14 protein-coding genes and 1 pseudogene are annotated in these 13,417 nt (G+C 32.3%); 4 read left to right on the plus strand and 11 right to left on the minus strand.

Translation table 11 applies throughout. The features are described from left to right. Positions 1 to 25 precede the first annotated feature (25 nt). From GZ63_RS16675 to GZ63_RS0110815, 4 genes are all read right to left on the minus strand, one after another. Positions 26 to 262, minus strand: a complete 237-nt coding sequence (locus tag GZ63_RS16675) for a transposase (RefSeq protein WP_226374386.1) — start codon at positions 260 to 262, stop codon at positions 26 to 28. Positions 263 to 915: 653 nt separating this feature from the next. Then, the gene (locus GZ63_RS0110805; protein ID WP_029269447.1) at positions 916 to 2,112 is read right to left on the minus strand and encodes an ATP-grasp domain-containing protein; all 1,197 of its coding nucleotides are present in this window, start codon (positions 2,110 to 2,112) and stop codon (positions 916 to 918) included. A gap of 20 nt (positions 2,113 to 2,132) precedes the next feature. Continuing rightward, positions 2,133 to 3,338, minus strand: a complete 1,206-nt coding sequence (locus GZ63_RS0110810) for an ATP-grasp domain-containing protein (RefSeq protein ID WP_029269448.1) — start codon at positions 3,336 to 3,338, stop codon at positions 2,133 to 2,135. Continuing rightward, the gene (locus GZ63_RS0110815; RefSeq protein WP_084179214.1) at positions 3,322 to 4,557 is read right to left on the minus strand and encodes an MFS transporter; all 1,236 of its coding nucleotides are present in this window, start codon (positions 4,555 to 4,557) and stop codon (positions 3,322 to 3,324) included. The genes GZ63_RS0110810 and GZ63_RS0110815 overlap by 17 nt, the downstream gene beginning before the upstream one ends. Positions 4,558 to 4,781: 224 nt before the next feature. Between GZ63_RS0110815 and GZ63_RS0110820 the strand changes: the two genes are divergently transcribed. The 4 genes from GZ63_RS0110820 (at position 4,782) to GZ63_RS0110835 (ending at position 9,223) form a co-directional block, all read left to right on the plus strand. Beyond that, positions 4,782 to 5,657 (plus strand): class I SAM-dependent methyltransferase, encoded by an 876-nt coding sequence (locus GZ63_RS0110820; protein WP_029269452.1) that lies wholly within the window; start codon positions 4,782 to 4,784, stop codon positions 5,655 to 5,657. 25 nt (positions 5,658 to 5,682) lie between these two features. Further along, a complete protein-coding gene (locus GZ63_RS0110825; RefSeq protein ID WP_198020935.1) occupies positions 5,683 to 6,714 on the plus strand; it encodes an asparagine synthetase A in 1,032 nt (343 codons plus the stop codon). 47 nt (positions 6,715 to 6,761) lie between these two features. Next, positions 6,762 to 8,030: an ATP-grasp domain-containing protein gene (locus GZ63_RS0110830; RefSeq protein WP_029269456.1), complete on the plus strand. Its 1,269-nt coding sequence runs from the start codon at positions 6,762 to 6,764 to the stop codon at positions 8,028 to 8,030. Positions 8,031 to 8,191: 161 nt separating this feature from the next. Continuing rightward, entirely contained in the window at positions 8,192 to 9,223 is a 1,032-nt protein-coding gene (locus GZ63_RS0110835; RefSeq protein WP_029269458.1) for a S66 family peptidase, read from the plus strand. Between the two features lie 287 nt (positions 9,224 to 9,510). Here GZ63_RS0110835 and GZ63_RS0110840 read toward each other — a convergent pair whose 3' ends face one another. The 7 genes and pseudogenes from GZ63_RS0110840 to GZ63_RS0110865 form a co-directional block, all read right to left on the minus strand. Then, the gene (locus tag GZ63_RS0110840) at positions 9,511 to 10,098 is read right to left on the minus strand and encodes a 5'-nucleotidase C-terminal domain-containing protein (protein ID WP_029269460.1); all 588 of its coding nucleotides are present in this window, start codon (positions 10,096 to 10,098) and stop codon (positions 9,511 to 9,513) included. Positions 10,099 to 10,169: 71 nt separating this feature from the next. Beyond that, positions 10,170 to 10,949 (minus strand): bifunctional metallophosphatase/5'-nucleotidase, encoded by a 780-nt coding sequence (locus GZ63_RS16680; RefSeq protein ID WP_029269462.1) that lies wholly within the window; start codon positions 10,947 to 10,949, stop codon positions 10,170 to 10,172. A 594-nt stretch (positions 10,950 to 11,543) separates the two neighbouring features. Next, positions 11,544 to 11,726 (minus strand): hypothetical protein, encoded by a 183-nt coding sequence (locus GZ63_RS17895; RefSeq protein ID WP_156947722.1) that lies wholly within the window; start codon positions 11,724 to 11,726, stop codon positions 11,544 to 11,546. A gap of 30 nt (positions 11,727 to 11,756) precedes the next feature. Further along, a complete protein-coding gene (locus GZ63_RS18410) occupies positions 11,757 to 11,891 on the minus strand; it encodes a serine hydrolase (protein WP_226374388.1) in 135 nt (44 codons plus the stop codon). Further along, complete coding sequence (locus GZ63_RS0110855; protein WP_029269464.1) at positions 11,888 to 12,136, minus strand: hypothetical protein; 249 nt, start codon at positions 12,134 to 12,136, stop codon at positions 11,888 to 11,890. Before GZ63_RS0110855 ends, GZ63_RS18410 begins: the two co-directional genes overlap by 4 nt. Before the next feature lie 28 nt (positions 12,137 to 12,164). After that, complete coding sequence (locus GZ63_RS18415) at positions 12,165 to 12,332, minus strand: sensor histidine kinase (RefSeq protein WP_226374390.1); 168 nt, start codon at positions 12,330 to 12,332, stop codon at positions 12,165 to 12,167. Between the two features lie 256 nt (positions 12,333 to 12,588). Then, a pseudogene (locus GZ63_RS0110865) lies at positions 12,589 to 13,167 on the minus strand (ABC transporter ATP-binding protein); the annotation flags it as partial. Positions 13,168 to 13,417: the final 250 nt, after the last annotated feature.

The following is a 13,417-nucleotide window of genomic DNA, read 5'->3' on the forward strand; positions in this document are numbered from 1 at the left end:
AATTATGGCAATTTCAAGGTCTTTTTCACCTAATTAGCTTCTTTAATTGGTCGTTTTCATTGGAAAGCTGCTTAGAATCAAGATCTGGTACAGTCATGGCATTCGTATCGCCATATTTACCATCTCTGTACTCTCTTATCCAACGGCTTACCATATTGGCATTAAGGTCATATCGACGGGCTACTACTGATGGTTTACCTGTTTCTAACGCTTCTTTTATAACCTGTATTTTAAATTCCTTTGAATATTTTGTTCGTTTCATGATGTTAGCCTCCTTGACACTAAATAGTATATTATAATTAACTCTTAGTGTCTAAGTTCATTTAGGGGCTTATGTGATATATAACTCCCTAAATGATATTTAGAAGAACTTTAAAATTCCTTTACATCACTTATTATACTCTAGATCATAATTTTCATTTCAGGTGGTTATACTCGATATCAAGGGGTACCACCCAAAAAAGAATGGTTTGATGCCGATCAAAGTAATTCATTTTTAAAAATAAGCATTAATTATTAAATGCCACTCCTTTTTCTAATGGAGAAATCTCTTGATTCCAAGGATTCTAAATTCCTCTAATTGCAGTACCAGCCTCAATCCTTTCTTGCAACATTCACCTAACTAGTACGATTTTGAAGGTATCACTTTATTTACCACTTTACAAAGACTCAATGGTGGGCGTGCGGATCATAATACAAGTAGGCAGGGTGTACACCCTCATATTCGACTGGATGATAGTAGCTTGTTATCATTTACTTCTGTCATATCTTGGTTAGCGAATATATCAATGGGGCATTTTAACCGCTCTTCACGCATGAATAGGTTTTCAATAAAAATAATATATTCTCGGATTGTACGGGGAAATTTTGAGGTATAACATGGATATGTTACACCCCAACATTTGACTTAGAACCTTATTTAGGACTTGTTGTTTCTATTGTGAGAAGTTCCTTTATTTCCTTGATTTTATTCTCTTTATGATTAAAATCTTTAAATTCACTAATAAAAAATCCCGCTCGGGAGCTACTAGAAGTTATTTTCCCAATGGTATCTTTTTCATTAACAAACATTACTATATTCTTAATTTCTGGTAATTGTGAAATTTTTTCAATGCCTTCTATCTTCTTTATAATTCCAGAAGAAGGAGTAACCCATTCCACATAACCAACATTATTAGGGATATTATTAATACTTAAAGAAGAACATCGCGTATTTAATTTTATAATTTCTTTGAAAACATTAAATCCATAAGCAAGTTCAATACAATCCAAAATATAATCTCCTGGGGTACGTACAGCATATTCCAAAACATAAATATCATTATGATATTTCACTTCCAAATGAACAACTCCTGTATTCATTTTAATTGTGTTTATTACATTCCTATTTACTACTAATATTTTATCTTTAACGTGTTTGGGTATATTAGCTGGAACCGTATGAGATTTTTCGACACAGTATGGGGGATCAGTAGTCTCCTTAAAGGTGATATTTTCAAATATTATTTCCCCATTCTCTACTAAAGTTTCAATACTATATTCTTTTCCATCAATAAATTCTTCTACTAAAACAGGGAATTCTCGTCCCTGTTCTTTTAAATAATTTTCTAACTCTAATCTATTCGACAATTGTTTGACACCTTTACTTCCCGTACTATTTACCGGTTTTGCTATAAGCTCTCCTTGAAAATCCAATTCATCTGCTTCTTTGTGGATGAGCTTATATTTAGGAATTGGAATATAATTACTTTTGGAAAAAATATCCCTTTGGAGAGCTTTATTCTGTGAGACTATTGTTGCATATAAACCAGGTGAAGGTAAACTAAGTGTTTCTGCAATAATAACTGACGTGTAAATATGAGGCTCTGAGAAGCCTATGATACCGTCAAGTGGTTTATGTGAATTAATATTTAAACTTAATCTAATAATATGTTCTTTTTTTAAATTATTAACCCAAATCATATTATCTACTTCTTTAGAAGCATTAACAACAGGATCAAAGCTTTTGTTAGATTTATGTTCTATGGCACTTACATAAAAACCTAACTGTTTAGCTTGATAAACATAATCCGCTCCTTGTATACCGAATCCAATTAATAATATGTGTTCCATGCACACTCACTCCAGTTATTTTATTCCATTTCGATATTTATACTTTTAAACATTTCTTCGGCTGTTTCATAAGCATTTTCAGCAGTGGTACCTGAAACAACTAAGCATCCATGACGTGAGTAACTGTCAACGGTTTTTTTTATCTGCTGTCCAACTTTAAGATTAAAATCTAAAATAATTAAATTAGAGTTTCGTTTGACCTTTTCAGTTCCCCCAATTCTGGATATTGTTCCTGGGGGAAAGTCAAAGAACTTTACTGCTCCCCCTTTTGAAGTTGATGGTATTGGAATTTTCCTCTCTTTCCCTGTTATTAAATTCTCCATAGTAAGCTTGATTACATCAATGTTATATACAAAATCTAATAACTCTGTAATGAAGTCTCCACCAGGTCTCGTATGTGCTTCTATAATTTTAGGCCCTGTTTTAGTTAATTTAATTTCAATATGTGTTGGACCAAACGTGTGTCCAATAGCATTTAAGGTCTTGTCTACTAGCTTGTATACTTGTCCTTTCATCTCATCAGTTAATTGAGCGGGCATAATGTGTGCCATTTCTACATGATTTTTAGGGTTAGTAATTTTATCTGTCAACTGAAGAATAGAATGACTACCACTGTAAGACATTCCTTCAACACTTATTTCACGTCCCTTCAGATATTCCTCAATAATAATTTCATTTTTCTCATTATCAGTTACTTTCTTTACCGCATCAACTAATTCCTTGTCATTATTTACTTTAAAAATTTTTTGACTTCCTGATCCAACTAAAGGTTTTACAATAAACGGGTAGTTAAATTCACAAAAATTCAATGCAGTTTTTACACTTTTTGTAACTGTATAATTAACAGGTCCCAGTCCTTTCTTATTCAAAATATCCCGTAAAGTAGCTTTATTATTAACAATTCTTGTTGCATTAACTGAATTATGTTTTAATCCTAGTTTTTGTGCAACGATTGATGCCGGCTCTGTTCCTACATCAGCGAAACTCCAAACGGCTTTAAATGATCTAGTTTGATGTAAGGTTTTAGCCTGTTTTATAATTTCATCAAAATTATTTAAGTCTATGATATGAACGTCTTCACAATATTCCTCTCTAATTAAGTGCTTTCGATCTGGTGACTGAAAAAGTGTAACTTTCATATTGAACTTTTCAACTAAGTGAAACTTTATATACTGCCATGTATCCCCAATCATTAATATACGCTGATTCTCAAGAGATGTTTGCATCTGTGTAATTAAGCCCCTTTCCATGTTTTTTGTATACCATAAAGCTTATTAAACTTGCCATAAACAGTAATATTGCAACCGATTGAAAAACTAAACGTATACTCCATACCTCAGTAACAATCCCTGCCAAAAATCCAGAGAGTGGATAAGATACTACTGATAAAGACCCATTTACTGCGTTGACACGACCTAAAATATTATTAGGTACAATTGATTGTCTGAGAGTTTTGTTCAAAATATTACCAGTTATGGTGGGGCCTTCCTGAAGTCCCCTAAATAAACCTATAAAAATCCATGATTTAACTATGGACATGAACATTATTGCAATAGAAGATATTCCACTACTTACAATTAATATTATGAAGTGCTTAAACTTCCTAGCCAACAAAGGAGCTAATAACCCACAAACTATTTGTGCAATTGATGACATAGTGAATATAAGTCCCAAATGAAAGGGACCTATATTCAAATTATCACGAGCAAAGAAAACAAACATTGCATCTACTGCCCCATTAGCGATATTCATTACAAAGGAAAGTAATACTATTAAAAGTAATATCTTCGTTTTAACAATATATTTTATGCCTACAACTGTATCTTTTAGCAAACCAGACGATTTGCTTTTCAAACCTTTGTAATAATTTATGTTTAAGAAAAAAACGCTAACTAGAACAGGTATAAAGGTTAATGCACCAATAAACAGTGCTACTGCTGAATTATAAACAGAAACAATTAATCCTCCCAGGGATGGCCCTGACAGCAAAGCCACTGTATTGAGAAATTGATATAACGTATTTACTTTAACTAAATCATCTTTTTTTACTATTTGAGGTAAAATGCTTTCTTCGGAAATAAAAGAAAACGATGTTGTAATTGATAAAAAAACAGTTATTATGCCTAATAAAAGGATATTTAGTACATCAACCAGTAATAATATTGTTAAAATACACATTACTAAAAGTAATATAAGGTTACTTACAAATATTATTACTTTTCGATTATATTTATCCACAATTGATCCTACAATTGGTGAAACCAATAGAGAAGGTAACATTTGTAGTAAAAACAGAAATCCCATCCATACAGAAGAACCAGTAATCTCATAAACCAGCCATGGCAAAATAAACATGTAGATACGGTTTCCTATGGAAGAAAGGAATCCAGCTAATACATAAATATTTACTCTAATATTACTTTTCAAAAAATTCAAAGTTAACATCAGCCCTTTAGTGTTAAATTGTGCCTTGCATCTTACCCGCTTAATGATAATTCCTAGATATTACAAGAAATAAGTTTTGATAAATTACATATTTATGTCATTTCATCAAAATACTCAAAGTTATCTGTCTTATAGAAAATTTTGACTTGTTTTACAATTGGCATAACTATATGTTAACATTATCCATATAAATTTTAAATACTATTTAAAAGGGGGTTTTCCAAGTGAGTACTTCAGTTTTTCCAGATGCCGAATCATTATCTTATGTAGATTTATTATCTTACATAGAAGAGGTTAATAGGTGCCCAGGTGGAAAGAGGACTATTAGAGATATTATTGTACGATCCCAAATTGAAAGTGGCAGTAGAATATTGGAAATTGGCTCTAACACAGGGTTTACATCTATTGAAATAGCTAAATTAAAAGATTGTTCAATAACTGGAATAGATGTTAATTCACAAGCCGTAAAAAAATCTACCGAAATTTTACAAAAAGAACCGAAATTTATTCAAGACCGCGTTAATTTCCAAGTTGCTGACGCATCAAATCTACCGTTTGAAGATGAAACATTTGATTTAATTGTAACTGGTGGAGCTAATACTTTCATACCAGATGAGCAAAGAGCTAAAGCCCTAACAGAATATAAAAGGGTTCTCAAACCATATGGATTTCTGTCGGTTACTAATCTGTTCTACAATTCCAAAATTCCTGATAATTTACTTAACAAAATGTCCGTTATACTTGGATTTAAAGTAAAACCTTGGACCAAATACTATTGGTTAAAATTGTTATTGAATGCTGGATTAGAGTTATACACCTATGAAGATAAAAAAATGAGGTCAAGACCAGAAAAAGTTGTTAAAGATTACGTTGAAAAACTAGTTTATAATTCCCCAGCATTAGAGAACGCACCAGATAACATTAAAGAATCATATCAAGAAAAATGGTTTAATATTATGAAGGTTTTTAATGAAAATCATAAATATTTATCATTTATGGCAGTATTGCTAAGAAAAAATCACACTTCTGAACAACAGGAATTATTTATTGAAGAAGATGTAATAGATCCATGGAATATTGATGGACAAAACTTTTGGTAGCAGTATAAAGAAGGAGGACATAATTATGAAGTTAAGTAATAATTCGATGATGAAACCACCTAAAACTTGGAAAGAACCGGAAGATCATCATAAATATGCTATAAGTGATTATTGGTACAATGTAATTGCCAAAATTCAAGATGAAATAAATTTCTCTACATTTCAGTTCTTTAGAAATCAAAATATTCGATCAGTACAGTTACCAATTACTACAGGTTCCGTAACTAGTCCGATGGGATTAGGGAGTGACTCCCTGCCGGTTAAAATAAACCTAGAGGGGGTGGAAACTTATTTAGCTGATTCAATGCAATTTCATCTTGAATACATGCTAAGGCAATTTAATGACGGGGTGCATTATATTATGCCTACATTTAGAGGTGAAAAAGCAGATGCGAGACACCTATGTCAGTTTTATCATAGTGAAGCGGAAATTCCTGGGGATTTAAATGACGTAATTACTTTAGTTAATAATTATATAAACTCTTTATGCAAAGATTTATTGAATAACTTGCATGATGAGATTTTAGAAATTGCTGGTACAACTGAGCATATAAAATCCGTAATACAAAAAGGAACAGATATACCTAGGATTACTTTAGAAGAAGCAATTGATGTGTTAGATAACGATCCTACATTCATTGAAATTCATGCTGAAGGATTTCGAGAAATCACACATAAAGGAGAGCAAAAACTTATTGAAATATTTGGTGGAATAGTATGGTTAACACATTTTGACTACTTGTCAGTTCCTTTTTACCAGGCTTATGATAGTTCAGAAAGCTATGCACTTAATGGCGACTTGTTATTTGGTATTGGGGAAGTTGTTGGTGCCGGTGAACGTCATAAAGACGTAAATCACGTCAAACATGCAATGGAAAAACTAAATGTGAAGGAGGAACAATATAAGTGGTATTTGCATATGAAAAATCATCATCCTATCAAAACATCAGGTTTCGGTATGGGAGTAGAAAGATTTATTTTATGGCTAATTAAACACAGTGATATAAGGGATTGTCAGGTCATCCCTAGATTTAATGGAATCCAAATGACTCCTTAACGTAAGACCACAATAGTTTATTCAAATAAAAGGGAGGTGAGTACATTTTGCGTATATTACTTGTTGAACAAGGTGATCCTAAAATACGCAGGTATGTTGTTGATAAGTTAATCTGCAACAATTACCGTTTAACTCTCATAAATGAACTTAATGCTGTATGGGATAAGCAAAAGTTTGATAAAGTTATTTTAACCAGGTTATCTAACTGGCCCTATATAATGGAAAATGTGATTAAAGAACATGAAACTGAAAAATTTGAGGGTGTATTATGTTTTAATGAAGGAAGTATTCCTTTGGCAAATAAAATAGCAAAGTTATTAAATTTACCCTTAATTTCCAAGTATAGTGGGGATTCTTTTCGTTTTAAGGACCGAATGCGCGTAGCGTTTGAGTCCTATGGGGTTATAAGTCCGGATTATAAAATTTTAAATTCTAGAAAAGAAATGTATGCACTAAAAGATTGGGAGTATCCATTAGTTCTTAAACCCTCGGCGTTAATGGGGAGTTTAGGGGTAGTTAAAGTTAATTCATATGAGGAGCTACCTAAAAAAATTAATTATCCACTATGTGCGGATTTTGAGCTAAATTTCGATGGAGAAATCTATGCTCTTAGTGAAATGTACAGTCTTCCAAGTACAGTATTAGCTGAAGAATATATTGATGGGAAAGAATATAGTGTTGAAGGATTTGTTTTTCAAGAAGAATTCTATCCAATAGGTATTACCAAAAAATTTATAGAAAAGGGACCTTTTTTTAATGAAAAAGGTCATATTTTTCCAGATACTTCGATTTCGAAAGAGATACGTGACGTTATTTACCAGGAACTTATTAAAGCACATAAGGCTTTAGGTCTTCAAAATTGCTTTACTCATAGTGAAATAAGGTTAAACAATAATATTCCCTATGTTATTGAATTGGGGGCAAGACTTGGAGGTGACTATATTCCCCGATTAGTAGATGAAGTTTTAAAGGTAGATACCTCAGATATAGCTATAAGATGTGCAACCGATAGATTTGCAAAACAAGATCGAGACAACCAAAAAATAGATTATTCCAATTACAATGGAAACTATGCTTCCATATATTTTATAAGCTGTCCAAAAGAAATGTCAGGAAAAAAGTTTTATGAAATACAAGTTGAAGAAACTGACTTTGACATTGTTGAACTTAGCTCATACATAGAAAAGGGAGAGAGAATTTATACCAAAGATAATAATCGAATAGGTCATATTATCCTTAAAACAGAATCTTTCGAAGAGACTTACCAACTAATGAATGACATGCATAAGTATATAAATATAATAACACAGGACTGATGTACAACAAACTCCCTTTAAGTACAGTAACATATATTACTAGTTTCCTTATATATGGTGGAGGAAGGTACACTGACTTGAATTTTCCTGGCATTTCTCTCCAGTTTTATAGAGTCATACAACTCATTTATAAAAGCTATAAAAAAAGAAAGGTAGTTCTTATGAGTCAAAATATTAATTATCCTAAGCCTTTAAAACAAGGAGACAAGATTGCTATAACTGCTCCATCATCTGGTGTTAAGAAAGATTTTCATCCATTAGTCAGCCTAGCTAAAAAAAATCTTGAACAATTGGGTTTTTTTGTGGAAATAGGTAATACAGTATGGAATGGTGAAAACATTACTAGTTGTAAAAAAGAAATACGTGCACAGGAACTGACGAAATTTTTATTAGATGATAATATAAATGCTATAATCCCACCATGGGGAGGGGAATTATTAATGGAAGTACTCCCTTTATTGGATTGGAAAAAAATTAGAAGAAGTGAACCTAAGTGGATTCTTGGATACTCCGATATTAGCACTCTTAACTTTGCATATACATTATTAACGGGAAATGCAACTGCTCATGGTACAAATTTTATTGATTTGTCATCTGAAAGTTGGGACCCTGTAACAGCTTCTTGGATAAAGGTGTTAAATACCTCATATAGAGAAACAGTAGTGCAAAAATCATCTAGAAAATACCAAAGCTCTTGGGATAATGCGTTTCAAAATAAAGATGGATTTTTTTTAGATAAGCCCACTGAGTGGAAAGTATTTAAAGGAGAAAAGGCTACAATGTCAGGGCATCTTCTTGGTGGCTGTCAAAATACTCTAACTAATTTGATAGGAACTCCGTTTGCTCCTGTGGAAAAATTTATTTATAATTATCTAACTGAGGGTGTTATATGGTATTTTGAATCAATTGGATGGGATGCAGCAGAAATATATCGATCCCTTTGGCAAATGAAACAAAATAACTGGTTTAAAAATACAAATGGTATTTTGTTAGGGAGACCCACTAATTATAGTTCTATAAAAGAATTTGATATGGAAGGTATTATTGAAGAAGTATTTGGTGATTTAAATATTCCTGTAATTTATGATGTGGATATCGGACATAAGCCACCCCAGCTTACTCTAGTTAACGGAGTTTGGGGAGAAGTAAGCTCAATTAAAGGAAAAGGAATGGTTACAATGACATTTCAATAATTATATTTTTTATTAAATATTTTCCTTAAAATTTGAAAAAGTTCCTGCCAACTTATCCCTTGTTATTATCATGAGAAATTAGATAAATACCCCTTTCATTGAGGGTATCATAGTATATGAATATAGTATTAATACAAAACCTACAAAAGTTTAAAAAATAAGACACAATGTTCATTATCTAAGTCATTGTGTCTATTAAGTTCGCATAAAGCAAACGAAGACATTACTAAACTGATTTTTACTTAAGCGGGGCCAACGCTTATCCCCATTATATTCTAGTATAAAATCTAGTAAAATAATTTACTTTTTATAGTACCCTCTTTTTTTATTCTGTCCGTTAAAGCTGCTCTAAGTTTTATCTGTGTTTTTTTCCATGAAACCTCTGTAAATGTTTTGAATTTATCACCACCACTTGCCAAGAATTCAGTAGTTCCTACCGTATAAGACTCATCAAGCTTTAATGGTTTACCATCTAGTAAACGGACATCTTTATCTTTTATTGTGTATTCTTTTTCAGTAAATGAACTTAATTTTACCCGAAGTCCAGATATCTGTAACATACCTTTCTCAAGCGTTACGCTTTGACTAAGTATTTCGAGGATCTGTCTCCCGGTTAATTTTGAACATACGAGGAAACTGTTAAATGGACAAATTCGATAAATGTCGCCAACCGTTATATCTCCTGAATAAATATCGCCAAAAATTCCATAGGGATTATAAAATCCAATTTGAGCTGAGGTATTTTTACATATTGTATTACTAATCCAACTTCCTAACTCAAATTGTTGATCTGGCTTAACAAATAGGTCTTTATCTGTTCTCCCAATGACCTTTGAGAACTTTTTATTTATCCCTTTATCGTATTGTTGAACCATGTTTTGTATCTTCTGATCAGGATTTAAATTATTAAATCTTCTATTTAAGTCAATTAATTTCACTTCTTTATTTATAATTTGATTAGCTTTTCGATTAAAGCAAATCCTAATATGCCTATCATAGAACCGCGGGGAGATGTAAGAACAATAGGTATATCGTTTCTTAGCGTAGCATAGGGTATAAAGCTATGACCACCGATCGCAACATCGATGTCTTCAGTTGAGTCAACTAGATCAATCAACTCCCCTGCTGGTTTTCCCCCATTAAAATATACTGGCAAATGCCCCAAAAGAATGATAATATCTGCACCATCTTCTTTTACCTTAGGTATTAATTCTTTTACTACTTTAATAGGTTGCCTAAAAACGTATTCTTTCACATTTGAAGATGCTGTCGTGTATGGTGTTTCAACAGTAGATAAACCTATGATCCCTATGGAAACTCCCTTTTTCTTTACAATAACATAAGGTTTTGCCCACTCGACTTTCTCACCATGATTATAAAAAAGGTTCGCACTTAAAACATTAAAATTTGCTGTATTTAATGTTTTAAGCAATCTGTCTGTTCCCCAATCAAATTCGTGATTCCCAATTGCCATTGCATCATACTCATTCTCATTCATCATTTCAACTACAGGTTTCCCATAATAAAAATTAGATAGAGGTGTTCCCATAAAAGCATCCCCAGCATCAAGAACAACTGAACCAGTAGAATTTCTTGCTTTTAATTGTTTCATGCACATTGTAAATTTAGCTGCACCTATACAATTATCTTCTTTTAATGCTCCCAAAAAATCTGTGTTACAAAAGATATCTAATTGTACAGTCTGTAAGTATCTATTTGTAGACATTGAAATCATCCTTTTAGTTTGGATATTCTTAACATAACTACTTTTCGTTTAAGGGTTGATTCCTAGTAAGGGGCTATCATCTAAAGGGAGTGATCCACCATCCATGAAAGCCTTATTACACTTTTTATAATTGTAACAAAAAACACTATATAATTGGAAGATTCTTTCTAATTCTGTAATTATTTTTTAAATGTATAAACATATGGTTATTTGTAAGCGTAGAATAGAATAGCTGTATTCGATATCTCATCTTCAACTCTTGCACCCGTTAGTTGAAGTACATTTCTTCACAATATGAATTAATCTTAACACAGAATTTTCTAAGGATATTGCAAGGTTCGGTTATCATTGTTGAAAAACACTTGTATAACCCAGGAAATTAGCAAGTGTTTTATAATTTATCCTAACAAGAAGTGATTTATATAGAACTTGTACACTAAGGTAACTTTATTTTTAATAGTCTTTACTACATTCTTCCATATCCTATTTCATGAATATCATTAAAGTAGAACGCCCCAAACTTTCTCCAAAGAGAGTCCTGAATAACTTAATAAATTTTATGTTTTTTTCACCACCTGATTCATCTAGCAAGAGTTATAATTCCAATAACTTTTTCATACTTAACATTTTCTGTGGTAACTTACTTTCCAAATAACCTTCGTTGCTATCATTAACAACCGTTAGAGATTTTATATGGCCGTAATTACCGGTTAGTTCACGTTGAACATGTAATTGGTTTTCATGGGTGATGATAACGACCTCTCCCGTACGTGACAATATGATTGAATCCCCGCTTTTATGGCGCCATTAATTACTCACTTTTTCCACTAGAAATGCTAGTAGATATTTCACTACCTGATCATCTAGTTGAATTTTTCCTTCAGCAACGAGCCGTAACACAGCAAATGCCGTTAATGATTTGGAACCAGAAGCGATTCTCATGAGTGACTTTCTGTTACGGCTTCCCCCTTGGAATCATGACCATACCCTTTTTCATACACTATATTCCCATCCTTTACGACTACAATAGTTGCGCCAGACAGTCCGTTTCGTTCCAAATAACTCGTAACAAATTCATCGACCTCTGCTGTATCGAACGCTTTTGCAGCATGAGCTGATAAAGGCCGGCTCCATATACTCAATAAAATAATTGTCATTAGAAAAACAATACGTTGTTTCCTAAACATATGCTATACTCCATTCTTGCCTCTAAGTTTATTTATTGACTATTCGCCATTCCCAAACAATAGACAATTGTCCATCATTTAGTTGCCCGATAATCTTCCCGTTCATTTTTTCCATAAAGCTCTTCACAATCGACAAACCTAATCCTGTACTATTGCCTAATCGAGATTGATCTGCCATATAAAATCGATCAAACATCCGATTAACATCTTTTCAGTTAATGAATGCGTATCATTTCTTACAGTTAGTCTGGCCTTTGAATCCTTTTCCTCAAGACTTATGATTATATTTCCATCTGAGTGGGTAATCGCATTGAAAATTAAATTTTCTATGACCCTTGTTACGGCTGAATCATCTGAGATGATAATGACATCATGCTCTGGCATATGAATAATGGGCTCCATACTTTTCGTTAAAACGATCATAAAAATTTATTAAAACATCGATTGTTACATATATGACTTGATATTAAGACGGTAAGCCCTCTTTCACGGTTTAATTTTTTTATTAACTCTCTTAATTCAACAATTCCCATTGGATCCAGGCCATTTGTAGGCTCATCAAGAATTAAGAATTCTGGATCACTAATTAATGCGATTCCAAGTCCAAGTCTTTGCTTCATTCCCAGTGAAAAATTTTTCACTTTTTTCTTTTCCGTATCCTTAAGCCCTACAAGTTCTATTGTGTTTTTGATACAGTCCTTACCGGGAATACCTTTTTGTAATCGATGAACTTCCAAATTTTCATATGCACTCATATTTGAAAAAAATGCTGGATTCTCGATAATCGCTCCCATTCTTTTTTGTACCTCAGTTATCATATTTGGATTATCATTACCAAACAGATCTATTGATCCTCCTGTTGGAAAGGCAAGCCCCGTTACTAAACGTAGCATTGTTGATTTACCAGCACCATTTTGACCAATTAATCCATATATTTCGCCTTTTTTTACTGTAATATTGATATTCTCAATAGCGAAATCATTTCTATATTTTTTTGAAAGTTTATTGGTTCTTAAAATATATTTACTCATCTGGTTTACCTCCTTATTCGCTCTACATTTAGTATAAGATGTAAATCATAAAAAACTAAATAGGTTCCTTAAGAAAACCTTAAGATTACAAAAAGACCCATTCCACTTCATGATTCTTTAGCATTGGTGTCACATAAGCCCCTAAATGAACTTAGACACTAAGAGTTAATTATAATATACTATTTAGTGTCAAGGAGGCTAACATCATGAAACGAACAAAATATTCAAAAGGAATTTAAAATAACAGGTT

It is taken from the genome of Virgibacillus alimentarius (genome assembly GCF_000709085.1).
Classification (GTDB): Bacteria; Bacillota; Bacilli; order Bacillales; family Amphibacillaceae; genus Virgibacillus_B; species Virgibacillus_B alimentarius.